We start from the raw sequence: 24193 nt of genomic DNA, 5'->3' as shown, positions 1-24193 counted from the left end.
CCCATGAAACATGCCCCGCTCCGCGGTCGCACGGTGCTGGCCGCCGCGACCCTGCTGGCGCTGGCAGGCTGTGCCGCCGCACCTGCCAGACTCGGCAAACCTGCGCTGCGCGACGACGTGCCGCTGGCCGGCCTGCAGGCACCCGCCCGCGCCGGCTGGCCGGCCGCCGAGTGGTGGCGTCAGTACGATGATCCGCAACTGGACGACCTGATCGACCGTGCCACGCGGCAGTCGCCGGACCTGGCCCTGGCGCAAAGCCGCGTGCAGGGCGCCGAGCAGTCGGCAAAGCTGGCGGCCGCGCAGCTCGGCCTGTCGATCAACGGCAATGCGCAGGTGTCGCGCCAGCGGATGAGCGAGCACGGGCTGATCCCGAGCAGGTTCCTCGGCTTCACCTGGTACAACCAGGCCGACCTCGGCGTGCAACTGCAGTACGACTTCGACTGGTGGGGCAAGAAGCGCGCGACGATGGAAGCGGCGCTGGACCAGGCGCATGCCGCCGAGGCGCAGCGCAGCGCGGCCGCCCTGGCGATCCAGTACGCCGTCGCCGATACCTATTTCGGCTGGCAGGCCGACCAGACCCGGCTGCAGCTGGCCGACCAGTTGCTCGCCACGCAGCAGCAGCTTGCCGATGTCGCCGGGCTGCGCGTGCACCAGGGCGTGGACCTGCCCGACGAGGTACAGAAAGCGCAGGCCCAGCTGGCCGCGGTGCGCGAAATGCGGGTGGCGCTCGACGGCTCGGCAAAGATCCGCCGCGCCACGCTGGCCTCGCTGCTCGGCGTGGCGCCGGCCGCCCTGCCTGAACTGCACGCGCGTCCGCTGCCGACGATCGCGCGCGGCGTGCCGGCCGATGCCGGGCTGGATCTGATCGCGCGTCGTCCCGACATCACCGCCAGCCGCTGGCAGGTCGAGGTGGCGCTGAAGCAGACCGACGCCGCACGCGCCGAATTCTTTCCCGACATCGGCATCACCGCGCTCGCCGGCCTGTCCAGCATCGACCTGGACAAGCTGCTCACCGCCGGCAGCCGCACCTTCGCGCTGACCCCGGCGCTGCACCTGCCGATCTTCAACGGCGGCGCGCTCGAAGCCAACTACGGCGTGCGCAGGGCCCAGCTTGACGCCGCCGTGGCGCAGTACGACAGCACCGTCCTGGCCGCCGCGCGCGAGGTGGCCACGCAGGCGCTGGGTGCCGAACAGGTCGCCGCCCAACAGCGCGAGCAACAGGCCCAGCTCGACGCCGGGCAGCGCCTGCTGGCGAGCGCGCAGGCGCGCGCGCGGCAGGGCGTGCGCGACATCCGCGAGAGCCTGGGTGCCCAGGCCGCGCTGTTGCAGCAGCGCGATGCCGCCACCCAGCTACAGGCGCAGGCCACAAGCGCCGACCTGGCCCTGATCAAGGCACTGGGCGGTGGTTACCGCCGCACCGGCGAAACCACCGCCGCCTCATCCCCTTCCGCCAACGCCGGAGCCGCCCACCCATGAGCGCCACTGAATCCGCCACGACCTCCGTCGACGCCAATGACAGCGGCATGGCCGCGAAGGATCCCGCCAAGCGCCGCCGTACGCTGCTGGTCGTGACCAGCGTCTTCATCCTCGCCGCGCTGGCCTGGTTCCTGCTGTGGTTCTTCGTGCTCTCCACCCGCGAGAAGACCGACAACGCCTACGTCGGCGGCAATCAGGTGGCGATCTCGGCACAGGTACCGGGCACGGTGGTGGCGATCCTCGCCGACGACACCCAGCACGTCGAGGCCGGCCAGGTGCTGGTGAAACTGGACAGCACCGACGCCGACACCCGGCTCGCGCAGGCGCGCAGCGCGCTGGCCCAGGCCGTGCGCGGCGTGCGCCAGCAGACCAGCTCGGCGACCAGCGCCGACGCCCAGGTGGTCGCCGCGAGGCTCGACCTGAAGAAGGCCGAGGCGGACCTGCAGCGGCGCCTGCCGCTGATCGCCGTCCAGGCCGAATCGCCGGAGATCGTGCAGCACCTGCGCGATGGCGTGGACCAGGCACGTGCGGCGGTCGACGCCGCCGAGGCGCAGTCCGCCGCCGCGCACGCGGCGATCGAGGGCACCGACGTGGCGCAGAACCCGGTGGTGATGCAGGCCCGCGCGAATTTCCGCGCAGCCTGGGTCGCCGCGCAGCGCAACGCGATCTACGCGCCGGTGTCCGGCTACGTGGCCGAGCGCAGCGTGCAACTGGGCAACAGCGTGCAGCCGGGCCAGCAGCTGATGACCGTGGTGCCGCTGCACGACCTGTGGATCGACGCCAACTTCAAGGAAAGCCAGCTGCGCCACATCCGCATCGGCCAGCCGGCAAAGGTCGTCTCCGACCTGTACGGCAGCGACGCCGTCTACCACGGCAGGGTGATCGGCCTGGGCGCCGGCACCGGCAGCGTGTTCTCGCTGCTGCCGGCGCAGAACGCCACCGGCAACTGGATCAAGGTGGTGCAGCGCGTGCCGGTGCGCATCGCGCTGGACAACAAGGAGCTGGACCAGCACCCGCTGCGCATCGGCCTGTCCACCGAAGTCACCGTCGACATCCGCAACGACCGGGGCAGCGTGCTGGCCAACGCGGCGACGGCGCAACCGGTGGCGCAGACCGACGTCTACGAGCAGATGGCCAGCAAGGCCGATGCGGAAGCGGAGCGGATCATCCGCGCCAACCTGCCCCGCGCCGCGGACTGAGCCACCATGGCCGCCACGCCGAACGACGCCGTTTCCGCGGCACCGCCGAAGCCGCTGCACGGCGGCCCGCTGGCGTTGCTCACCATCGCCGTCGCGTTCAGCACCTTCATGGAGGTGCTGGACATGACCATCGTCAACGTCGCGGTGCCGCACATCGCCGGCAGCCTCGGCGTGAGTCCCAGCGAAGGCACCTGGACGATCAGTTCCTACGCGCTGGCCAGCGCCATCATGCAGCCGCTGACCGGCTGGCTGGCGCGCCGCTTCGGCGAGGTGAAGACCTTCGTCGGCTCGGTGCTGATGTTCGTGGTGTTCTCGATGCTGTGCGGCCTGGCCACCAGCATGCCGATGCTGGTGATCGGCCGCCTGCTGCAGGGCGCCGGCTCCGGCCCGATGGTGGCGCTGTCGCTGACCCTGCTGCTGTCGAACTATCCGAAGGAAAAACAGGGCATCGCGCTGGCGCTGTGGGCGATGACCGTGGTGGTGGCGCCGATCTTCGGCCCGATCCTGGGCGGCTGGCTCACCGACAATTTCTCCTGGCCGTGGATCTTCTACATCAACCTGCCGGTGGGTCTGGCAGCGGCGGTGGTCACCTGGGGCCTGCTGCGCAAGCGCGAGACGAAAACCTACAAGGCGCCGATCGACGCGATCGGCCTGCTGCTGCTGGTGGTCGGCGTGGGCGCGCTGCAGTTCATGCTGGACAACGGCAACGACCATGACTGGTTCTCCTCGCCGATGATCCTCACCCTCGGCCTGGTCGCGCTGGTCTGCCTCACTTTCCTGATCGCGTGGGAGTTGCACGCGAAGCACCCGGTGGTCGACCTGTCGCTGTTCCGGCAGCGCAACTTCACCGTCGGCGTGATCAGCCTGTCGCTGGGCATGTTCGCGTTCTTCGGCATCAACGTGGTGTTCCCGCTGTGGCTGCAGATCACCCTGGGCTATACCGCCACCTGGGCCGGCCTGGCCACCGCGCCGGTGGGGGTGCTGGCGTTCCTGATCGCGCCGGTGCTGGGCAAGAACATGCACCGGCTGGACCTGCGCGCGGTGGTGACGTTCGCGTTCCTGGTGTTCGCCGGCACCGCGTACTGGTTCTCCACCTTCGACAGCTCCGCCTCGTTCTCCACCCTGGTGGTGCCGCGCTTCGTGATGGGCCTGGCCATCCCGTGCTTCTTCATCCCGTTGAACCAGGTCTACCTGTCCGGCCTGCCGGTGGATCAGATCGCCAGCGCCTCGGGCCTGTCCAACTTCTGCCGCACGATCGGCTCCAGCGTGTCCACGGCGATCATGGTGACGCTGTGGCAGCACCGCGGCGAATCGCACCATGCCAGCCTGACCGAGTACGTCAGCCCCGGCCACCCGGCTGCCACCGGGTTCGTCGGGCAGCTGACGCACGGCGGGCTGTCGCACACGCAAAGCCTGGGCCTGATCGACCAGTTACTGACGCGCGAGGCGCTGACCCTCGCGGTGAACGACGTGTTCTGGGCCAGCGCGATCCTGTTCGTGCTGCTGATCCCGGTGCTGTGGTTCGCCAAACCGCCGTTCGGCAGCGCCGGTGGTGCGGTCGGTCATTGAAAAATGTTGCAGTCGGCGACCGCAGCATGAAAAACCGCCACCGGCTGGTGCGGCGCAATATCTTCTGCTAGCGTTCGCCGCATGGCACAAACAAAACGCACCATCAAGAAGTATCCGAACCGGCGTCTGTACGACACGGAGATCTCCAGCTACATCACGCTGGAGGAAGTCCGCCAGCTGGTTCTGGACAACGAGGATTTCGAGGTCCGCGACGCCAAGACCGGCGAGGACCTGACGCGTTCGGTGCTGCTGCAGATCATCTCCGAGCACGAGGACAAGGGGCAGCCGATGCTGTCGCCGCAGCTGCTCAGCCAGATCATCCGCTTCTACGGCGATTCGCTGCAGGGCTTCATGGGCCCTTACCTGGAGCGCAGCCTGCAGGTCTTCCTCGACCAGCAGACGCAGTTCCGCAGCCAGCTCAACAGCCTGATGGGGCAGACCCCCTGGAACACGCTGAACGACCTGACCGAGCGCAACCTCGCCGCGTTCCAGGCGCTGCAGCGCGGGCTGATGGACACCGCCGCCAAGGTGATTCCCACCCCCGGTGCGTCCAGCCGCGGCGGCAAGAAATCCGGCTGATTCCGGCCTGACTCCCAACGGCGCGCTTCGGCGCGCCGTTCGTTTGCACCCCCTCCCGATCGCTGCAGCACAACACGTGCTGCCCTGCGGCATTGGCGCACCGACGGATCCGAACATGACTCCAACCGACCCTTCTTCCCGTACCGCGCTGGTCACCGGCGGCATCGGCGGCCTCGGCACGGAAATCTGCCGCCAGCTGGCCCGCGCCGGACGCAAGGTGATCGCGCTGGACCTGGCTTCGCGCCAGGAGCGCGTGGCCGCGTTCCACGACGAGGTCGCCGGCTTCGGAGGCGCCATCGCGTTCGAGCCGGCCGACGTCAGCGATTTCGACAGCTGCCGGCAACTGGTCGAACGGATCGAACAGCAGCACGGCAGCGTCGACATCCTGGTCAATGCCGCCGGCATCACCCGCGATACCAGCCTGCGCAAGATGACGCCGCAGCAGTGGCACGAGCTGATGCGGGTGAATCTGGACGGCGTGTTCAACATGTGCCGCCACGTGGTCGAGGGCATGGCCGCGCGCGGCTTCGGCCGCATCGTCAACATCAGCTCGGTGAACGGCCAGACCGGCCAGTTCGGCCAGACCAACTATTCCGCCGCCAAGGCCGGCGTGCACGGCTTCAGCATGGCGCTGGCGCGCGAGACCGCGCGCAAGGGCGTCACCGTCAACACCGTCTCGCCCGGCTACTGCGACACCCCGATGGTCGCTGCGGTGCCGGACGGGATCCGCGCGCAGATCGTCGCCGACATCCCGGTCGGCCGGCTCGGCCTGCCCTCCGACATCGCCCGCGCCGTGGCCTTCCTCACCGCCGACGACGCCGGCTACATCACCGGCGCCAACCTGCCGGTGAACGGCGGCTACTTCATGAGCTTCTGAGGCAGGTTCCGGCCGCCCGGGATTGCAGTCGCGCGCCGCTTGCGGAACAGTGGGCGTACTCTCTCCACGGACCGCGGCATGGCGCAGCCAACCATCACCCTCATCGGCGGCGGCCTGGTCGGCGCGCTGCTGGCGCAGCAACTGGCCGGGCGCGGCTTTGCGGTCGAGGTGTTCGAGAAACGGCCCGATCCGCGGCTGACCGGCTTCGCTGGCCGCTCCAGCGCATCCGGCAATCGCTCCCGACATTGCTCTACCTCCGGCATCCCTGCCGTCGCCTGCGCCCGCGGCACTCGTCCATCCATGGACAGCGGCGGCCGCTCGATCAACCTGGCGCTGGCCGAGCGCGGCCTGCAGGCATTGCGCACGGCCGGCATGGCCGACGACGTGCTGCAGCGGGCGGTGATGATGCGCGGGCGCATGGTGCATGCACCGGACGGCAACAGCGGCCTGCAGCGCTACGGCGTGGACGACGGCGAAGTGATCTGGTCGGTGTCGCGCGGCGCACTGAACATGCTGCTGCTGGACGCGGCCGAGGCCGCCGGCGTGCGCTTCCACTTCGGCCAGTCGCTGGTCGCCGCCGACTTCGGACGTCGGCGCATCCGTCTCGCCGACGAGGCAGGCACGGAGCGCGAACTGGAGGCCGGCGTGCTGATCGGCGCCGACGGCGCCGGCTCCGCGGTGCGCGCGGCGATGAACGCGCACGCGCCGCTGGGCGAGCGCATCGAGTCGCTCGGCCACGGCTACAAGGAGCTGGAAATCCCGCCGGCCGGCGAGTTGCCGGCCGCAGTACTGCACCCCGGCAGCGGCCGCGACCAGTTCGCGCTGGAACCGAACGCGCTGCACATCTGGCCGCGCGGCGGCCACATGTGCATCGCGCTGCCGAACACCGAAGGCAGTTTCACCGTGACCCTGTTCCTGCCGGCGCAGGGCGCCGCGCCGAGCTTCGCCAGCCTGCCCGACGCGGCCGCGGCGCGCGCCCTCTTCGCCGCGGACTTTCCCGACCTGCTGCCATTGATCCCGCGCTTCGACGAGGATTTCGACAGCCATCCGGTCGGCACGCTGTCCACCCTGTACCTGGAGCGCTGGCACCTCGGCGGCTGCGCGCTGCTGATCGGCGACGCCGCGCACGCGATCGTGCCGTTCCACGGCCAGGGCATGAACTGCGGCTTCGAGGACACCGTGGTGCTGGCCGACCTGCTGGCCGAGGCGCCGGACGACAGCGCCGGGGTGTTCGCCGAATTCCAGCGCGTGCGCCAACCGAACGCCGACGCGATCGCCACGATGGCGCTGGAGAATTATGTCGAAATGCGCGACTCGGTAGTCGACCCGCGCTACCTGGCCAAGCGCGAACTGGGCGCCTTGCTGGCTGAACGCATCCCCGGCCATTACATGACGCGCTATCGCCTGGTAACGTTCACCCACGTGCCCTACGCCTACGCGCTCGAACGCGGCCGGGCGCAGGACCAATTGCTGGAACAGCTGCTGCGTGACACGCCGGACGTGGCGGCCGTCGACATCGAAGCCGCCGCGCGGCTGTTCCAATCGAAGCTGGCGCCACTGCCGAGGCTACGCCATGGATGAAGCCCTGCTCGAGGCGTTTCACGCCACCGCCTACCACGTCTGCCTGGACACCGTGACCTGGGCAACGATACGTGTGGACCTGCCCCTGCCGCCCCAGCTCGCGGCCGCGGTCGGTTCGCGGCCGTGGGCTTTCATCACGGCATGGAACCCGCAGGCGCGCCGACGTCCGCCGGCGGAGAACCTCGCCGCACAGCGCGAACTGCTGGCCACGCTGCAGGACCAGCCCGGCGTCGCCGTCCATCCGGCGCTCGGCGTAGGCACCTCCGGCTGGAGCGAGCCCAGCCTGTTCGTCATGGGGGCCGGCACCCATGTGCTGGACAAGCTGGCCAGGGCCCATGGGCAGCTGGCTTACGTGCACGGCGAAGCCGGCAGCGCCGCCCTGCTGCGGGTGCTGGACCGATAGGTTGTCGGGAAAGGGCCGTCCCGCCCTTTCCCAGCGCGCCAGGCAAGGCGCAACACCCGCCGACCGGCGCAGCGGCAGAGCGCCGCATGGACAAGCGCCCTCGCCATTGCGGACAATCGCGCGGATGACTGTTGCCCCCGCCGCCATGCCCCTGCTCGAAGCGCGGGCCTTGAGCTTCCATCGCCAGGACGAGCCAGTGTTCGCACCGCTGGACTTCCAGCTGCGCGAGGGCGAACTGGCCCTGGTCGAAGGCGACAACGGCAGCGGCAAGACCACCCTGCTGCGCATGCTGGCCGGGTTGCTGCACGTCGGTGCCGGCGAACTGCACTGGCGCGGCGAACCGCTGCAGCGCGACCACTGCGCCGGCGAGATCCTGTTCCTCGGCCACCAGCTCGGCCTCAAGGCCGATCTCAGCCCAGGCGAGAACCTGCACGTCGCCGCCGGCCTGCATGGCTGTCGTGACGGCGCCGGCGTGGCCTCGGTGCTGGCCCGGATCGGCCTGCGCGGCTACGAGGACGAGCCGGTGCGCCGGCTCTCCGCCGGCCAGAAAAAACGCGCCGCGCTGGCGCGGCTGCTGTTGCTGCCGGCCAGCCTGTGGCTGCTCGACGAGCCGTATGCGAACCTCGACCGCATCGGCATCGCGCTGGTGAACGAGTTGCTGGAAGCGCACACCGACGCCGGCGGCGCGGCGATGGTCACCAGCCACGGCACGGTGAGCTTCCACGGCGGCGAGCCGCGGCGGATCCGCATGCATGATTGAGACGACCGAGAATGTCAGGCATGGACTCCTCCCCCTGCTCGCAGGGGACAAATCGGCAGGACTGCCGATTTGCACGGCGTCAGCCGCCCGAAGGGCGAGGGCCATGGATGGCCCGAGTGCAGGCTGGGAGGGGGTTCGCTCTTGCGCAAGAGCAAGAGCGTTACCCCTCCCCAACCCTCCCCTGCGCGCAGGGGAGGGAGCACAGCCATGAACCGTCCTAGCCTCGCCAGCGCGTGCGCCGCGATGCTGCGGCGCGACCTTACCCTCGCCTGGCGCCGGCGCGGCGACATCGCGATGCCGGTGCTGTACGCGCTGATCGTGACCATGCTGTTCCCGTTCGCGCTCGGCCCCGAGGACACCCTGCTGCAGCGGATCGCCGGCGGCGTGGTGCTGGTCACCGTGCTGCTGGCGATGCTGCTGGCGCTGGACGCGATGTTCGCCAGCGACATCGAGGACGGCTCGCTGGAGCAGCTGGTGCTCGCGCCGCAGCCGCTGGCGCTGCTGCTGGGCATGAAGATCCTCGCCCACTGGCTCGCCACCGCGCTGCCGCTGATCGTGATCGCGCCGCTGATGGCCGCGATGCTGCACCTGCCCGGCGCGGTGATCCCGGTGCTGCTGCTGGCGCTGACGCTGGCCACGCCGCTGCTCAGCCTGCTCGGCGCGGTGCTGGTGGCGCTGACGGCCGGCACCCGGCGCTCTGGTATGCTGCTCGCCTTGATGCTGTTGCCGCTTTGCGTGCCGGCGGTGATCTTCGCCGCCGGCGCCGTGGCGGCCGCCCAACAGGGTTTGCCGTGGTTCGCGCCGGTCGCCTGGCTCGCCGCCGCCCTGGTGCTGGCCGTGGTGCTGGCGCCGCTGGCCTGCGCGGCGGCCCTTCGTATTGCCCTGGACGCTTGATCGGTTATGGCTAGCTGGATTCCGCTCTGGTTGCACAAGCTCGGTTCGCCGCCGACGTTCTACCGCTTCGCCGGCGCGCTGCAGCCATGGGCGATGGCGATGGCGCTGCTGCTCGGCACGATCGGGCTGTACGGCGGCCTGGTGCTGGCGCCGGCCGACTACCAGCAGGGCGATGCTTACCGGATCATCTTCATCCACGTGCCGAGCGCGTGGATGAGCATGTTCATCTACGGGGCGATGGGCGTGGCTTCGTTCATCGCGCTGGTGTGGCGGATCAAGCTGGCCGAGGTGGTGGCGATGGAGTCGGCGCCGATCGGCGCGGCGTTCACCTTCATCACCCTGGTCACCGGCTCGCTGTGGGGCAAGCCGATGTGGGGCACCTGGTGGACCTGGGATGCGCGGCTCACTTCCGAGCTGGTGCTGCTGTTCCTGTTCCTCGGCGTGATCGGGCTGTACCACGCGTTCGAGGATCGCCGCCAGGGCGCGCGCGCCGCGGCGTTCCTCGCCATCATCGGCATCATCAACGTGCCGATCGTGCATTTCTCGGTGAACTGGTGGAACACCCTGCACCAGGGCAGCACGGTCAACGTGTTCGGCCAGTCGAAGATCTCCGGCGCGATGCTGTGGCCGCTGCTGACGGTGACCCTGGCGACCAAGTTCTACTATGCGGCCAGCCTGTTCCGCCGCGCGCGCACCGACCTGCTGGATCTGGAGAGCGGCAAGGACTGGGTGCGCAGGATCGCCGAGGACGAGGCCGCACGATGAGCACCTTGCAGCATTTCCTCGCCATGGGCGGTTACGCCGCCTACGTGTGGCCCGCCTACGCGCTGTTCTTCGTCGTGCTGGCCGCCGATACCGTCGCACCGCGCCTGCGCCGCCGCCGCGTGCTGGCGGAACTTCGTGCCCGCCTGGCGCGTCAGAGCGCGCGACAGGAACGCAAACCCCCTTCCACTCCAGCGTCCCCCTGACCGGGTCAGTCGACCGCCATGCCCATGAATCCCACCCGCAAACGCCGGCTCACCATCGTGCTGGCCATCCTCGCCGCGGCGGCTGTCACCGCGGTGCTGGTCGTGCTGGCGCTGCAGAACAACATGAACTACCTGCTCACCCCGAGCCAGGTGCAGTCGGGCGAGGCCGCCGGCTACAAGACGTTCCGGCTCGGCGGCATGGTCAAGGCCGGCTCGATCCAGCGCGCCAGCGATTCGCTCAAGGTCACCTTCACCGTGGTCGACGCCGGCGGCGCGATGCCGGTGGAATACACCGGGATCCTGCCCGACCTGTTCCGCGACAACCAGTCGGTGATCGCCACCGGCCACATGGACAACGCCCACTTCGTCGCCACCGAAGTGCTGGCCAAGCACGACGAGACCTACATGCCGAAGGAGCTGAAGGACGCCATGGCCAAGGCGCACCAGGGCAAGCAGGTCGAAGAAGGCGCTGCGGCGCGGGACAACATGCAAGGAACCCCCAGGCCATGACCCCCGAACTCGGCCAGCTTGCGCTGATCCTCGCCCTGCTGCTGGCGCTGGCGCAGAGCATCCTGCCGCTGATCGGCGCATGGCGCGGCAACCGGGCGCTGATGGCGGTGGCGCGTCCGGCCGCGGCCGGCCAGGCGGTATTCGTCGCGATGGCGTTCGGCATCCTGGCGTGGGCCTTCCTACACTTCGACTTCTCGGTGCAGTACGTGGCCGACAACTCGAACCTGGCGCTGCCGTGGTACTACCGCATCGCCGCGGTGTGGGGCGCGCACGAGGGGTCGCTGCTGCTGTGGATCCTGATCCTCAACGTGTGGACGGTGGCGCTGGTCGCGTTCAGCCAGAAGCTGCCCGAGGTGTTTGCCTCGCGCGTGATCGCCGTGATGGGGTTGATCGCGGTGGGCTTCCTCGCCTTCATCATCTTCACCTCCAACCCGTTCGGCCGGTTGCTGCCGATGCCGAGCGACGGCGCGGACCTGAACCCGGTGCTGCAAGACCCGGGCATGACCTTCCACCCGCCGATGCTGTACATGGGCTACGTCGGCTTCTCGGTGGCGTTCGCGTTCTCCATCGCCGCCCTGCTCGGCGGCGAGCTCGAGCAGGCATGGGTACGCTGGGCGCGACCGTGGACGAATATCGCCTGGGCCTTCCTCACCTGCGGCATCGTCGCCGGCAGCTGGTGGGCGTATGCGGAGCTGGGCTGGGGCGGCTGGTGGTTCTGGGACCCGGTGGAAAACGCCAGCTTCATGCCGTGGCTGGTCGGCGCCGCGCTGATCCATGCACAGGCGGTCACCGAAAAGCGGGGCTCGCTGCGCGCGTGGACCATCCTGCTGTCGATCTTCGCCTTCTCGCTGTCCCTGCTCGGGACCTTCCTGGTGCGCTCGGGCGTGCTCACCTCGGTGCACGCGTTCGCCTCCGATCCGCGCCGCGGCATCTTCATCCTGGCCTTCCTCACCATCGTGGTCGGCGGCTCGCTGCTGCTGTATGCGCTGCGTGCGCCGCAGGTGCTGGGTGGCAAGCCGTTCAAGGTGGTCTCGCGCGAGACGGCGCTGCTGATCGGCAACCTGATGTTCGCGGTGGCCGCGGCGATGGTGTTGCTGGGCACGCTGTTCCCGCTGATCGGCGATGCGCTGAACCTGGGCCGGATCTCGGTCGGGCCGCCCTACTTCGGCTTCCTGTTCCCGCTGCTGATGGCGCCGGTGGTGCTGCTGCTGCCGTTCGGCCCGTTCCTGCGCTGGGGCAAGGGCGAGGCGCCGGTGCTCAAGAGCCTGCTGCTGCGCGTAGTCATCGCCGCGCTGGCCTGCGCCATCATCGCGGCCTTCCTGGTCGACGGAAACCTGAAGGCGATCGTCGGCGTGGCCGCCGCCGTGTGGATCACCGTCGGCGTGCTGCTCTATGCGTACAAGCGCTGGCGTGAAATGCCGCGCGGCCGGCGCTACCCGGCCGAGATGGCCGGCATGCTGCTGGCGCACCTGGGCGTGGGCGTGTTCGTGGCCGGCGTGCTGCTGTCCGAGTCGCTCAGCGTGACCCGCGACGTACGCATGGCGCCGGGCGAAAGCCAGCACATCGGCAGCTACGAGTTCCGCTTCGACGGCGTGCACCGCGCGAACGGGCCGAACTGGAAGGCCGACCAGGGCGTGGTCACGGTCATCCGCGACGGCAGCGAGCTCACCGTGATGCACCCGCAGAAGCGCACCTACCTGCGCGGCCAGGTGCAGACCGAATCGGCGGTGGACGCCGGCGTCACCCGCGACCTGTACGTGGCGCTGGGCGAACCGATGGATGCCGGCAATGTCGAAGGCGCCTGGGCGCTGCGCCTGTACTACAAGCCGTTTGTCCGCTGGATCTGGGCCGGCGGCGTGCTGATGATGCTGGGCGGCCTGGTCTGCGCCACCGACAAGCGCTTCCGCCTCAAGCGTAGCGCCGAGGCTGAAGCCGGCGCCGTCGCCGGCCTGCAGGCGCAGGAAACCCACGCATGAACCGGCTGCTCCCCTTCATCGGTTTCATGCTGCTGGCAGGGCTGTTCGGCTTCGGCATCTGGTGGAATACCCGGCACGATCCGAATGCGATCCCCACGCCGCTGCTGAACAAGCCGGCTCCGGCCTTCCACCTGCCCAAGCTGTACGAGCCCACGCAGACGGTCAGCAAGACCGACCTGCTGGGCAGGCCCTACCTGCTCAACGTGTTCGCCAGCTGGTGCATCGAATGCGGGGTGGAGCACCCAGTGCTGGCCGCCGAAGGTCCATCCCTGGGCGTGACGCTGGTCGGCTACAACTACAAGGACGCCCCGGCCGACGCCAAGAACTGGCTGGCCCGGCACGGCAATCCGTACGGCCTGCTGATCGCCGACGAGCCCGGTCAGACCGCGATCGACTTCGGCGTGTACGGCGCGCCGGAAAGCTTCCTGATCGACGCCAAGGGCGTGATCCGCTACAAGCACATCGGCCCGCTGACGCCCGACGTGGTGGCGAAGGAACTCAAACCGGCGATCGCCGCGATGCTGAAGGAGGCACCGTGACGCGCCAGCTGTTCCGGATACTTCTCGCGGCTTCGCTGCTGCTTGGCGGCTTCGCCCACGCCCAGGCGATCGAGCCCATGCCGTTCAAGGATCACGCGCAGGAGCTGCGCTTCCAGCACCTCACGCACCAGCTGCGCTGCCCGATGTGCCAGAACGAGACGCTGGCCGACTCCAACGCGCCGATCGCGCGCGACCTGCGCAACCAGATCTTCCGGATGATGCAGCAGGGCAGGAGCGACGAGGAGATCAAGCAGTACCTGGTCGCCCGCTATTCCGAGTTCGTGCTGTACGACCCGCCGCTGAAACCGGGTACCTGGCTGCTCTGGTTCGGTCCGCTGCTGATCCTGTGCGCCGGCGCCGGCGTGGTGCTGGCCGCGATCCGCCGGCGCAACCGCGGCGACGGCGTCGCCGAGGCACCCACCGACAACGGGGACGATTGGTGAAGACCGTTTTTTTCATTGCCGCCGCCGCGATGGTCGCCGTGGCGCTGGCCGTGCTGTTGCTGCCGCTGATGCGCCAGGGCCGCAAGTCCGGCCGTCCGCGCAGCGTGTTCGTGACGAGCCTGCTGATCGCCCTGGTGCTGCCGTTGGGCACCGGCGCGCTGTACCTGCTGGTGGGCACGCCCGCCGCCCTGAACGGCGTGACCGCCCAGCCCGCGGCTATCAGCCTGCCGCAGGTGATCGCCGAGCTGCGCACGCATCTGCAGCAGCAGCCGGACGACCTGCAGGGCTGGATGCTGCTGGCGCAGACCAGCAGCATGCTGCGCCAACCGGCCGAGGCACGCGATGCATTCGACCACGCGCTGAAACTCGACCCCAACAACGCCGAGGCGATGATCGGCTGGGCCGAGAACGATTCGATGACGCGCAGCGACCACCTGATCGAGGGGCGTGCGCTGGAACTGCTCCAGCGCGCCGTGCAGTTGCACCCCGACAGCCAGCGCGGCCTGTGGCTGCTCGGCATCGGCAACTTCCAGCGTGGCGAATACCGCGAGGCGGCCGCCACCTGGCGCCTGCTGCAACCGCAGCTGGAGCCCGGCTCGTCGGTGGCGAAGGCGGTGGCCGAACAGATCGCCGTCGCCGACGCCCGTTCCGGCGGCGCGCCGGCCGGCACATCGAGCGGCTCCCCTGCGCCTGCCCCGCAGGGCGCCACCTTGCAGGTGCAGGTGACGCTGGCGCCGGCGCTGAAGGACAAGCTCGCCCCCGGCGACGCGCTGTTCGTCTACGCCCGCGCGGCAGGCACCCCATCGGAGCCGGGCCCGCCGATGCCGCTGGCCGTGGCCAGGCTCGATCCCGCCCGCTTGCCCGCCACCGTCACGCTGAACGACGCGATGGCGATGACGCCTGCCTTCAGGTTGTCCTCGGTCCAGCACGTCTTCGTCGGCGCGCGGATCAGCCACAGCGGCCAGCCGATCGCCCAGCCCGGCGACCTGGAAGGCGACGCCGGCGTGGTCGCGGTGGAGCGCGGGACGCCGGTCGAAATCAGCATCGACAAGGTGCACTGAGCATGGGCGACGCACGCCGCTACCTCCCGCTGCCTTCGCCGTTCGCGATGAAGCGCGGCGGCGCGTTGTACGGCGCGCATGTCGCCTACGAGACGTGGGGCACGCTGAACGCGGCACGCGACAATGCGCTGCTGGTGCTGACCGGGCTGTCGCCCAGTGCACACATGACCTCCTGCGAGGAAGACCCCTCGCCGGGCTGGTGGCAGGAGATGGCCGGCCCCGGCAAGGCGATCGACACCGCGCGCTGGTTCGTGATCTGCGTGAACTCGCTGGGCAGCGACAAGGGCTCGACCTGCCCCGCCTCGATCGACCCGGCCACCGGCGAACCGTACCGGCTGAGCTTCCCCGAGCTGGCGCTGGAAGACGTCGCCAACGCCGCGCACGCCGTGGTCGCCAGCCTCGGCATCGGCCAGCTGGCCTGCCTGATCGGCTGCTCGATGGGCGGCATGAGCGCGCTGGCCTACATGCTGCTGCATCCTGGCAGCGTGCGTGCGCACATCAGCGTGGACACCGCCCCGCAGGCGCAGCCGTTCGCCATCGCGATCCGCTCGCTGCAGCGCGAGGCGATCCGGCTCGACCCGCAATTCGACGACGGCAACTACGACATCCATGCGGAGGAAGGCGGCCGCTATCCTGACCTCGGCATGAGCATCGCGCGCAAGCTCGGCGTGATCACCTATCGCTCGGCGATGGAATGGAACGGCCGCTTCGCGCGCATCCGGCTCGACCCGGAGCAACGCGAGGACGAGCCGTTCGGCCGCGAGTTCCAGGTGGAGTCCTACCTCGAAGGCCACGCCCAGCGCTTCGTGCGCCACTTCGACCCGAACAGCTACCTGTACCTGTCGCGCGCCAGCGACTGGTTCGATATCGCCGAATACGGCCACGGCAGCGTGCTGGAAGGGCTCCGGCGCATCCGCGTCGAAGAAGCCATGGTGATCGGCGTCAGCACCGACATCCTGTTCCCGCTGCAACAGCAGGAGCAGATCGCGGAGGGCCTGGAAGCGGCGGGCGCACGAGTGGAATTCGTGGCGCTGGACTCGCCGCAGGGCCACGACGCCTTCCTGGTCGACATCGACAACTATAGCCGCGCGATCGGCGGCTTCCTGAACCGGCTGACGGCCCGTTGACCGCTGCGCTGGTAAGATCCACGCCACCACGCACCAGACCGAGACCGCCATGCTCACCCTGGATTTCCCCGGCAGCCGCACCCTGATCGACGCGATCGACGCCGCCGTGGGCAAACCGACCACCCACGAGCTCACCGACAGCCTGCGCCACAGCCTGTGCCAGCTGATCTGCGACAAGGCCGTCACCCTGCCTGCCTGCGTGTTCGAAGCCAATGCCGAGCACTACGCCCGCCGCGAGCTGTACCGCAGCGAGGAACACGGCTACTGCGTGGTGGCGATGACCTGGGGCCCGGGCCAGGGCACGCCGATCCACGACCACGACGGCATGTGGTGCGTCGAGGGCGTGTGGAACGGCGCGCTGGAGATCGTGCAGTACGAGCTGGTCGAGCACGACGCGCAGCGCTACTGCTTCCAGCCGGTCGGCTCGATCCAGGCCGGCGCCGGCTCGGCCGGCAGCCTGATCCCGCCGCACGAATACCACAGCATCCGCAACCCCAGCGACAACGCGGTCACCGTCAGCCTGCACATTTACTCCGGCCCGATGACCCGCTGCTCGGTGTTCCAGCCGCTGCCGGAAGACCGCTGGTACGGCCGCAACGTGCGCCAGCTGGGTCTCGACCGCGTGCACTGAACCCGGCATAATCCCCAGCTCGCACATGCCGGTGTGGCGGAATGGTAGACGCGGCGGACTCAAAATCCGCTTGTGGCGACACAGTGGAGGTTCGAGTCCTCTCACCGGTACCAGACACCGGGAAAACCCCGCTCCGCGCGGGGTTTTTCATGCCCGCCTACAGCTCGCGCACCACCCGGAAGCCGACCCGGCCGCTGCGTGCGTCGCCGCTGCTGCCCTGGCGATAGGCCGAGTCCACCTGGTCGGGCGAGCTGCCCCAGGAGCCGCCGCGCACCACGTGCGAGCGGCAGCCCGGGTTGACCCAGGCGCTGCCGTCGCCGGGGGCGCGGATATAGTTGTCGTGCCAGCAGTCCAGCACCCATTCGGAGACGTTGCCGTTGATGTCGTACAGGCCGAACGGATTGGCGGCGAAGCTCATCACCGGCGCCGGCCCCCAATAGCCGTCGCGGTAGCCGCGGAAGGCGTGGCTCCAGCGCCGACCGCTGCGCGAACGGTCGCCGGAGCCGGTGAGGTTCTCCACCGGGCGCGTGGGCGTGCCGTCGCCCCACCAGTAGCGGCTGCGGGTGCCGCCGCGCAGCGCGTATTCGAACTCCGCCTCGCTGGGCAGCCGGTAGACCTTGCCGGTGCGCTGGCCGAGCCAGTCGGCATAGGCCTTGGCGTCGTTCCAGGAGACGTTCACCACCGGCAGCTTGTCGTCGGCCTTGCGACCGGCGTAGTCATCCTGCCAGGTCGCGTCCGAGTCGTCGCGCAACGCGCCGCTGCGCTCATCGTACACGCTGGCGCCGCCCAGCTTGACCGAGTCGGGCACGTAGCCACTGGCACGGACGAATTCGCGGAATTCCGCCACCGTCACCGCCGTGCGCGCCAGCGCGAAACCCTTGGCGATGGCGACCGCATGTTGCGGCAGCTCGGCGTCGTTGCGGTCCTCGTCGTCGGCAGACGCCCCCATCTGGAAGCTGCCGGTGGGAATCACCACCATCGCCGGCGTCTTGCCCGGCAGGTCGATGTAGCGGTCGGTGAACACCTGGCCGGGCTTGTAGCTGGCGTACAGCCGCGCGTTGGTGAGCTGGTCGCCGAACGCGGCCAGCGCCGACAGGTTCGGGTCGATCGCGCGCGCCTGCGCCGCCAGCTTCGTGGCCAGCTCGAGGTTGCCGGCATCCAGCGCCGTACGCGCCTGCACCAGCACGCCGCTCGCGCGCTGCACGCGCATGTCGTCGACGCGCTTGTGCACTTCGATCATCTGCTGCGAACCGGGGCGGATCGCCTGCGCGGCCGCCAGCTCGCGGTCGGCCCCGGCGAAATCGTTCTGCGCCACCGCGGCCAGTGCGCGATCCAGCACGGCGCGCTGCACCTCGAAGATGCCCTGCTCAGCCACCGCGTTCTGCGGGTCGAGCTTCTGCACCTCGTGATACAGGTCCAGCGCACTGCCGCCCCGCGGCTGGTCCGCCTTGCCCCGCCGCAGCAGGCCGGCGGCCTCGGCCAGCATCGGGCGCACCTTCTCCAGGGTCTGCAGGCCCGCATCCAGCTGCGCCACTTCCGCGCTGGCGTTCGGCAGCGTGCGCAAGGCGGCGAGCAGTTCACGCGCCGCATCGGCGTCGCCCAGCGCGATGTCCTGGTCGATCTCCGCCACCAGCCTGGCGCGCACGTCGAACAGGCCCTGCGCGGCACGGCGGCTGTCCGGCTTCTCCTTCAGCGCCTGCCCGAACAAGGCGGCGGCGCCGTTCGCGTCGCCGACCAGCTGGCCGGCGTGCAGGGCCCGGGTTGCCCGCGCCAGCAGGGCCTGCACCTCCGGCGGATCGGCACTGTGCTGCTCGGGCAGGTTCGCGCTTCTGCCGCTGCGTGAGGCGATCACCGTCGTCGGCGCCAGCGTCAGCGGCGGTCCGGCGTTGAGCTCGCTGATCGCCGAGATCCGTTCCGGGTGCAGTCCGCTGCCCGGCGCGGCGACGCCAAGCGACATCGAACGACGCGGCGCCTCGGCCGGATTGACGTGGAACAGCCGCGGAAAGAAGTGGTACAGCAGCGCGAACCCCAGCACGATCACCCCGAGCGCGCCGCCGAGAGCACGCTGACGGCGCAGGCTTGCGTTGTTCGGCATAGATGGCGTCCTTGGTGCGGCCTGTTATCGTGCGCTGCTCACCATAGGCACAAACCGCCTGCAGGGCAATCCGCGCCCGCAGCTTCCAAGGAGCACCGATGCCCCCATCCGAAACCGCCGCCGACTGGATCGACCGGCCCGACGCGTTGCGGGATTGGCTGGCGCCGATTCCCGCCGACGCCATGCTCGGCCTGGACACCGAGTTCATGCGCCGCAATACGTTCTACCCCCAGCTCGCGCTGCTGCAGCTGGGCTGGAACGGCCGCCATGCGCTGGTCGACCCGCTCGCCTTCGACATCGGCGACGCGCTGCAGCCGCAGCTCGGTGCCGGCCCGGCCACCACCGTCATGCACAGCGCCGGCGAGGATCTGGAAACCCTCGCACCGCTGCTGCCGGACGGCCCGCACATCCTGTTCGACACGCAGATCGCCGCCGCCTTCGTCGGCATGGGCCTGGGCCTGAGCTACCGCGCGCTGGTCGCCGAACTGGCCGGGGTGGAACTGGACAAGGGCGAGACCCGCTCGGACTGGCTGCAGCGCCCGCTCACCGACTCGCAACGCCGCTATGCCGCACTGGACGTGGTGTACCTGCAGACTATCCACGAACAGCTGGCCGAGCGCCTGTTGCGCCGCGATCGCAGCGCCTGGCACGCCGAGGATTGCGCCCGACTGAAGCAGCGCGCCAGCCACCGCGACGGCGACCGGCAGCCACAGCGCGCGCTGCGCGGCGCCGCCGACTGGCCGGTCGCGCAGCAGGCCCTGCTGCGCCGCCTGCTGCTGTGGCGCGAGCGCAGCGCCCGCCGCCTCGACGTGCCGCGCCCCTGGCTGCTCGACGACACCTTGGCGCTCAACCTCGCGCAGCAGCCGCCGGCCAGCCTCGGCGAGCTCGAACAACGCAGCCGCGGCCAGCGCGCCCTGCGCTCGGCCCAGCGCAGCGAGCTGTTCGAGCTGCTCGCCCCACCCGTCGGCGACGAGGAGATCGCCGCCACCGCGCGCATCCCCGGCCACCCGCAGGGCGAGGCGAAGAAGGCGCTGGCCGGCATGAAGACCCTGGTCGACGACCTCGCCGGCGAACTCGACCTGCCACCCGGCCTGCTGTGCCCGCGCAAGGTGCTGGAGGAATACGTGGTCACCGCCGAGTGGCCCGAGTTCCTCGAAGGCTGGCGCCGCGAGGTGCTGCACGACCGCCTGCCCGGCCTGCTGCCCGACTGAGTTCCCGCCGGCGGGGTCTTGGCGAAGCCCCGTCACGCTGCTAACATTCGCCGCTTGCCGTGGGGCGGTAGCTCAGCTGGGAGAGCGCTACGTTCGCATCGTAGAGGTCGTGGGTTCGATCCCCATCCGCTCCACCACGCCATACTGGATCAGACAGCGCTTCATGCCTCGCGGCGTGAGGCGCTTTTTGTTTTGTGCAGGGTTGCCGGAGCGTAACGCCGGATGCCGCCGCACGAAAAACCCGGCCCGGGATCTGCCGCAGCCCGCTGATCAGACCGCCGGCGCACCAAGGAATCGGCGCAACAGCGACGTCACTGCCTGCGGTGCTTCGTGGTTCACGATGTGGCCACTGCCGGCCACGACCTGCAGCTTGGCCTGCGGCATGCGGGCAGCCATCGCGCGCATGTCGTCCACCGGGCCGCCGCCATGGTCGTGCTCGGCGGCGATGAGCAGCGCGGGTACCGCCAGCTCGTCGAGGCGTGCCTCGAAATCCATCTCGATGAAGGCGCCGACATAGGCGCGATAGCCCTCGGCTGTGGTGCGTTTCATCATCGCCCGCAACGTCGCGTCGACTTCAGGATGCGCGGCACGGAAAGCATCGCCGAGCCAGCGGTCGACGGTGGCATCGGCCAATGCATCCATGCCGGTCAACGCGGTCTCCCGGCGCTTGCGCCAGAAGTCGCGACGATCGTCGGGCTGCCGCGCGCGGCAGCAGCAGGCAACGATGCGCTCGATACGCTGTGGCGTCTGCAAGCCGAGTGCCAGCGCGGTCGAACCACCGAAACCCAGCCCCACCACACTGGAACGCGCGATGCCAAGCGTGTCCCACAGTGCCTGCACGCCATCCAGCACGTCCTGGAAACGGCAACCCGCCGGCGGCGGCGGACTGTCGGCGTGCCCCCAGGGCGAAAAGGTCAGCACGCGGAAACGGTCGGACAAGGCCTCGGCCTGCACGCGCCAGAAGCCGTCGTCGTTGCCGATGCCTGGAATGAAGGTCACCCAGGGGGCGTCGGCCGGGCCGGCGACGTGGTGACTGAACGTGGGCAGGGTCTTCTTCAACCTGGACTCCCTCTGCTGCGGCGCGGCAGGACACTGTAGAAAAATTATAGTATTGTCTTTAATAATTATACAAAATTACATTGATGAGCCGCAGCCATGGCCAGACGCTCCGTCGAAATCGCCAGCGAACTCGAGAAGGACATTCTTGGTGGCCGCCTCGTCCACGACGAGGTCATCAACGAGGTGGCCCTCGCCGAGCGCTTCGGCGTGTCGCGTACACCGGTGCGCGAAGCCCTGCTCGGCCTGGCCTCCAGCGGCCTGGTCCGGCTGGAGCGCGGACTCGGCGCCATCGTGGTGGGCATCTCGCTGCAGCGGGTATTCGATGCCTATGAAGTGCTGGCCACGCTTTCCGGCCTTGCCGCCGAGCTGTGCGCCGCCCGCATGACCGCCTTGCAGCGCGCGCAGCTGACCTCGCTTCACGAGGAGATGCACAAGTACCGCGGCGGCGGGCACCGCGCCGAGTACGTCCGCCTCGACGACCAGTTCCACGAGCTGATCGTCAAGGGTTCCGCCAACGCGGTGCTTGAGCAGCAGGTGGCCCAGTGCGCGAAAACCATCGCCGCGGTCAGGCACGCGAGCATGGAGTCGCACGCCTCGCTGGAGTCGATGCACGGCGAGCACGACGACGTCGTGGCGGCCATCTGCGCCGGGGATGGCGAAGCCGCACGGCGGGCGATGTCGGGCCACCTCCAGCTGCGCGGCGATTCGGCCACCCGGCTGGTGGCGGCGTGGCAGAAGCACGCGCCGCACCCGGACCTGGCCGCCTGACGATCGATCCCCTTGCCACCCATCGAGTGACGCCTCCATGAGTTCCCGCAATCGCTTCAGCATCAGTGGCATCGAACGGGTGAAGTTCGCCGTGGCCGAGCTCGCCGAGGCCAGACGCTTCCTCACCGACTGGGGCCTAGCAGCGATGCCGTCCCACGCCGCCGACAGCTTCGTGTTCAGCACACAGGACGGCTCCGAGATCGAGGTCGTGCAGGCCGATGCGGCAACCCGGGGTCGGCGCCCGGTCGGCGGCGGTCCAAGCGGTGTGTGCGAGATCACCTGGGGCGTCACCGACCCGGCGGCGCTCGACGACCTGGCCGAGGAACTGGGCCGCGACCGCGACGTCACGTTCGATGGCGCGGGTGGTGTCCTACATGCGATCGACGACCTGGGCATCGGGCTCGCGTTCCGCCCGGCGCAACGCAACAAGGTCCCCTACGAACCGACGCGCTTCAACAGCCCGAGCCACCCGGACCGCATCAACCGCCGCGCCGAGCGCTACGCGCGCGCCTGCCCGTTCGAGATCAGCCATGCCGCCATCGGCGTGGACGACGCCGGCGACGCGTCGAAGTTCTACATCCAGCGGCTGGGCTTCATCGTGTCGGACCGTTACGCCAACCGCGGCGTGTTCCTGCGCTGCTCGCCGGCGGGCAACCATCACCACCTCTTCATGATGAACGGCCGCGCGCCCGGCGCACGCCTGAACCACCTGGCGTTCAAGGTGCGCGACGTGCACGAAGTGATCGGCGGCGGCCAGTACATCGACGACCAGGGCTGGGAGACCTTCGCCGGTCCCGGCCGGCACGTCGTCTCCTCGGCGTGCTTCTGGTATTTCCACTCGCCATTGGGTTGCGCGTTCGAGTACGCGGCCGACGAGGATGTGGTCACGGAAACGTGGGATACCACCGATTTCGCCGCCACCTCGCACATTTTCTCCGAGTGGCGGTTCGGGCTGGACAAGTCCGACGGGACGCTCAAGGGGCCGATTTCCCTGAGCAGGGAACAGCCGCTGGGCGATGGCGACGATGCCCCGCGGGCCGGCCGGCACGAACACGAAATCGTGCGATGACCACCACCCGCTGACCACCCACGAGCCTGCCCGACCATGACCGTGATGCCGCCCGCCGCCACCTCCACGCCCTACTGGGTCGAACTGCTGGGTGCGCAGGTGCGCATGCTCGAAGGGCGCTACCGCACCCGCATCATCGAGGCCGGCCAGGGGCCGGCGCTGCTGCTGCTGCACGGCACCGGCGGCCACGCCGAGAACTACGTACGCAACGTCATGCCGCTGGCCGCGCACTTCCACGTGGTGGCGCTGGACTTCCTCTGGCACGGCCGGTCCCAGGCTGACGGCTACGACCCCGCGATCATCCCCGTGCTGGTCGACCAGGTCATCGACGTGATGGACACGCTGGGGCTGGACGCGGCGGCGGTCGAAGGCCAGTCGATGGGCGGCTGGGTAGCGATGCAGCTGGCGCTGCGCCATCCGCGGCGCGTGCGCCGGCTGGTGCTGACCACCACGCAAGGCTACGCGCCGGATGCGGGTGCCGTCGCCGGCTACGTCGAGCCGGACTGGTCGAAGAACCTGCCCAGCTCGCTGGAAACGCTGCGCGACCCCAGCTTTGCCAACGTGCACGCCCGCATGGCGCGCATCCTCGCCGACCCCGCCCGGCTGCCCGACGAGGCGGTGCTGGTGCGCCAGGCGCTGTACCGCGACCCGGCGATCGCCGCCGTGCAACAGCAGTTCATCACCGAATACCTGGGAAGCGGGCCCAGCATCCGGCAGTACGTCGTCACCGACGCGCTGGCCCGGCAAATCACGCAACCGACCCTCGTCTACTGGGGCGACCGGAACCGCACGCCGCCCGCGCTTGGCCAGCACCTTGCCGACACCGTGCAACGCGGCCGCTTCCACTGCGCCGCCGGGTGCGGCCACTGGGCGCAGTTCGAGAGCGCCGAAGAACACAACCGGATCGTCGCGGACTTCCTGCGCGAGCCTTCATCCGATCACCAGGAGAACCTCGCGTGAGCATCGACATCACCGGCCGCTGGGACGTCGTGTCCTGGGAGCAGCTCTATGACGACGGCCGCCGCCAGCTGCCGATGGGCGAACAGCTGAAAGGCTTCATCCGCTACGAGCCGGACGGCGACATGGTCTGCATGATCTGCCGCCGCGACCGCAAGCGCTTCGAGCAGGGCGGCCAGTGGAACGCGCCCGATGCGGAAAAGGCCGCGGCCTACGCGTCGATGCTGAGCTACGCCGGCCGCTGGTCGGTCGAAGGCGACACGGTCAGCCATGCCGTGCAATTCAGCCTGTTCCCGAACTGGGTCGGTGGCGTGCAGAAGCGCCGCTTCCGTGCCCTGGAAAACGGCGACCTCGCGCTGGAGGCGCGGCTGGAAGAAAACACCCCCGAAGCGCGCACCGCCCGCCTGGTGTGGCGTCGTCCCGTCTGACTGGATACCTCGA

Annotated in this window: 25 protein-coding genes and 2 tRNA genes; 25 read left to right on the top strand and 2 right to left on the bottom strand. The window is 69.5% G+C overall.

All coding sequences use genetic code 11. The features are described from left to right. Window positions 1–3 precede the first annotated feature (3 nt). The 19 genes from AC1Q5A_RS06495 to AC1Q5A_RS06405 all read left to right on the top strand — a co-directional run bounded on the left by AC1Q5A_RS06495 (window position 4) and on the right by AC1Q5A_RS06405 (window position 16706). The gene (locus AC1Q5A_RS06495; protein WP_492699444.1) at window positions 4–1476 is read left to right on the top strand and encodes an efflux transporter outer membrane subunit; all 1473 of its coding nucleotides are present in this window, start codon (window positions 4–6) and stop codon (window positions 1474–1476) included. Further along, window positions 1473–2675, top strand: coding sequence for an HlyD family secretion protein (locus AC1Q5A_RS06490; RefSeq protein ID WP_492699442.1), 1203 nt, complete (start codon window positions 1473–1475; stop codon window positions 2673–2675). Before AC1Q5A_RS06495 ends, AC1Q5A_RS06490 begins: the two co-directional genes overlap by 4 nt. A 6-nt stretch (window positions 2676–2681) precedes the next feature. Continuing rightward, window positions 2682–4244, top strand: a complete 1563-nt coding sequence (locus tag AC1Q5A_RS06485; RefSeq protein WP_492699440.1) for a DHA2 family efflux MFS transporter permease subunit — start codon at window positions 2682–2684, stop codon at window positions 4242–4244. A gap of 81 nt (window positions 4245–4325) precedes the next feature. Beyond that, window positions 4326–4823, top strand: a complete 498-nt coding sequence (gene phaR, locus AC1Q5A_RS06480; protein WP_492699438.1) for a polyhydroxyalkanoate synthesis repressor PhaR — start codon at window positions 4326–4328, stop codon at window positions 4821–4823. A 115-nt stretch (window positions 4824–4938) separates the two neighbouring features. Then, complete coding sequence (gene phbB, locus AC1Q5A_RS06475; protein WP_492699436.1) at window positions 4939–5700, top strand: acetoacetyl-CoA reductase; 762 nt, start codon at window positions 4939–4941, stop codon at window positions 5698–5700. A gap of 78 nt (window positions 5701–5778) precedes the next feature. Beyond that, entirely contained in the window at window positions 5779–7281 is a 1503-nt protein-coding gene (locus tag AC1Q5A_RS06470; protein ID WP_492699434.1) for an FAD-dependent oxidoreductase, read from the top strand. Next, the gene (locus AC1Q5A_RS06465) at window positions 7274–7684 is read left to right on the top strand and encodes a DUF3293 domain-containing protein (RefSeq protein ID WP_492699433.1); all 411 of its coding nucleotides are present in this window, start codon (window positions 7274–7276) and stop codon (window positions 7682–7684) included. The genes AC1Q5A_RS06470 and AC1Q5A_RS06465 overlap by 8 nt, the downstream gene beginning before the upstream one ends. 124 nt (window positions 7685–7808) lie before the next feature. Next, entirely contained in the window at window positions 7809–8444 is a 636-nt protein-coding gene (gene ccmA / locus AC1Q5A_RS06460; protein WP_492699431.1) for a cytochrome c biogenesis heme-transporting ATPase CcmA, read from the top strand. A gap of 207 nt (window positions 8445–8651) precedes the next feature. Further along, complete coding sequence (ccmB, locus tag AC1Q5A_RS06455) at window positions 8652–9338, top strand: heme exporter protein CcmB (RefSeq protein WP_492699429.1); 687 nt, start codon at window positions 8652–8654, stop codon at window positions 9336–9338. Between the two features lie 6 nt (window positions 9339–9344). Beyond that, a complete protein-coding gene (locus AC1Q5A_RS06450) occupies window positions 9345–10103 on the top strand; it encodes a heme ABC transporter permease (protein WP_492699427.1) in 759 nt (252 codons plus the stop codon). Next, a complete protein-coding gene (gene ccmD, locus AC1Q5A_RS06445; protein WP_492699425.1) occupies window positions 10100–10306 on the top strand; it encodes a heme exporter protein CcmD in 207 nt (68 codons plus the stop codon). Before AC1Q5A_RS06450 ends, ccmD begins: the two co-directional genes overlap by 4 nt. Before the next feature lie 24 nt (window positions 10307–10330). Next, window positions 10331–10816: a cytochrome c maturation protein CcmE gene (gene ccmE / locus AC1Q5A_RS06440; protein WP_492699423.1), complete on the top strand. Its 486-nt coding sequence runs from the start codon at window positions 10331–10333 to the stop codon at window positions 10814–10816. Beyond that, entirely contained in the window at window positions 10813–12792 is a 1980-nt protein-coding gene (locus tag AC1Q5A_RS06435) for a heme lyase CcmF/NrfE family subunit (RefSeq protein WP_492699422.1), read from the top strand. Before ccmE ends, AC1Q5A_RS06435 begins: the two co-directional genes overlap by 4 nt. Beyond that, window positions 12789–13331, top strand: coding sequence for a DsbE family thiol:disulfide interchange protein (locus tag AC1Q5A_RS06430; protein ID WP_492699420.1), 543 nt, complete (start codon window positions 12789–12791; stop codon window positions 13329–13331). Before AC1Q5A_RS06435 ends, AC1Q5A_RS06430 begins: the two co-directional genes overlap by 4 nt. Continuing rightward, entirely contained in the window at window positions 13328–13774 is a 447-nt protein-coding gene (locus tag AC1Q5A_RS06425) for a cytochrome c-type biogenesis protein (RefSeq protein ID WP_492699418.1), read from the top strand. The genes AC1Q5A_RS06430 and AC1Q5A_RS06425 overlap by 4 nt, the downstream gene beginning before the upstream one ends. Further along, window positions 13771–14835 (top strand): c-type cytochrome biogenesis protein CcmI/CycH, encoded by a 1065-nt coding sequence (locus AC1Q5A_RS06420; protein ID WP_492699416.1) that lies wholly within the window; start codon window positions 13771–13773, stop codon window positions 14833–14835. The genes AC1Q5A_RS06425 and AC1Q5A_RS06420 overlap by 4 nt, the downstream gene beginning before the upstream one ends. Before the next feature lie 2 nt (window positions 14836–14837). Then, window positions 14838–15962 (top strand): homoserine O-acetyltransferase MetX, encoded by a 1125-nt coding sequence (metX, locus tag AC1Q5A_RS06415; RefSeq protein WP_492699414.1) that lies wholly within the window; start codon window positions 14838–14840, stop codon window positions 15960–15962. Between the two features lie 49 nt (window positions 15963–16011). Beyond that, complete coding sequence (locus AC1Q5A_RS06410) at window positions 16012–16593, top strand: cysteine dioxygenase family protein (RefSeq protein ID WP_492699412.1); 582 nt, start codon at window positions 16012–16014, stop codon at window positions 16591–16593. A gap of 27 nt (window positions 16594–16620) precedes the next feature. Beyond that, window positions 16621–16706: transfer RNA gene (locus AC1Q5A_RS06405), tRNA-Leu, on the top strand. A 44-nt stretch (window positions 16707–16750) separates the two neighbouring features. Here AC1Q5A_RS06405 and AC1Q5A_RS06400 read toward each other — a convergent pair. Continuing rightward, on the bottom strand, window positions 16751–18688 hold the full coding sequence (locus AC1Q5A_RS06400) for a formylglycine-generating enzyme family protein (protein ID WP_492699410.1): 1938 nt from the start codon (window positions 18686–18688) through the stop codon (window positions 16751–16753). A gap of 98 nt (window positions 18689–18786) precedes the next feature. On the opposite strand from AC1Q5A_RS06400, the gene AC1Q5A_RS06395 reads away from it, so the two are divergent. Both AC1Q5A_RS06395 and AC1Q5A_RS06390 read left to right on the top strand, forming a co-directional pair. Further along, the gene (locus AC1Q5A_RS06395; protein WP_492699408.1) at window positions 18787–19899 is read left to right on the top strand and encodes a ribonuclease D; all 1113 of its coding nucleotides are present in this window, start codon (window positions 18787–18789) and stop codon (window positions 19897–19899) included. A 61-nt stretch (window positions 19900–19960) separates the two neighbouring features. After that, window positions 19961–20036, top strand: a tRNA-Ala gene (locus AC1Q5A_RS06390). Between the two features lie 133 nt (window positions 20037–20169). On the opposite strand, the gene AC1Q5A_RS06385 is transcribed toward AC1Q5A_RS06390, so the two are convergent. Then, window positions 20170–20958 carry an alpha/beta fold hydrolase gene (locus AC1Q5A_RS06385; RefSeq protein WP_492699406.1) on the bottom strand — a complete coding sequence of 263 codons (789 nt, stop codon included), beginning with the start codon at window positions 20956–20958 and terminating at the stop codon, window positions 20170–20172. Window positions 20959–21054: 96 nt separating this feature from the next. On the opposite strand from AC1Q5A_RS06385, the gene AC1Q5A_RS06380 reads away from it, so the two are divergent. The 4 genes from AC1Q5A_RS06380 to AC1Q5A_RS06365 are packed head-to-tail and all read left to right on the top strand — an operon-like array spanning window position 21055 to window position 24180. Further along, on the top strand, window positions 21055–21726 hold the full coding sequence (locus AC1Q5A_RS06380; protein ID WP_492699404.1) for a GntR family transcriptional regulator: 672 nt from the start codon (window positions 21055–21057) through the stop codon (window positions 21724–21726). A gap of 37 nt (window positions 21727–21763) precedes the next feature. Continuing rightward, on the top strand, window positions 21764–22795 hold the full coding sequence (locus AC1Q5A_RS06375) for a VOC family protein (RefSeq protein ID WP_492699402.1): 1032 nt from the start codon (window positions 21764–21766) through the stop codon (window positions 22793–22795). A 36-nt stretch (window positions 22796–22831) separates the two neighbouring features. Next, entirely contained in the window at window positions 22832–23755 is a 924-nt protein-coding gene (locus AC1Q5A_RS06370; protein ID WP_492699400.1) for an alpha/beta fold hydrolase, read from the top strand. Beyond that, window positions 23752–24180, top strand: a complete 429-nt coding sequence (locus AC1Q5A_RS06365) for a lipocalin-like domain-containing protein (RefSeq protein WP_492699398.1) — start codon at window positions 23752–23754, stop codon at window positions 24178–24180. Before AC1Q5A_RS06370 ends, AC1Q5A_RS06365 begins: the two co-directional genes overlap by 4 nt. Window positions 24181–24193 lie beyond the last annotated feature (13 nt).

This window comes from Rhodanobacter sp. GW835-FHT13D09, assembly GCF_058793995.1.
Note: the sequence above shows the minus strand (reverse complement) of the source record. Positions and strands in the feature narration are given on the sequence as shown.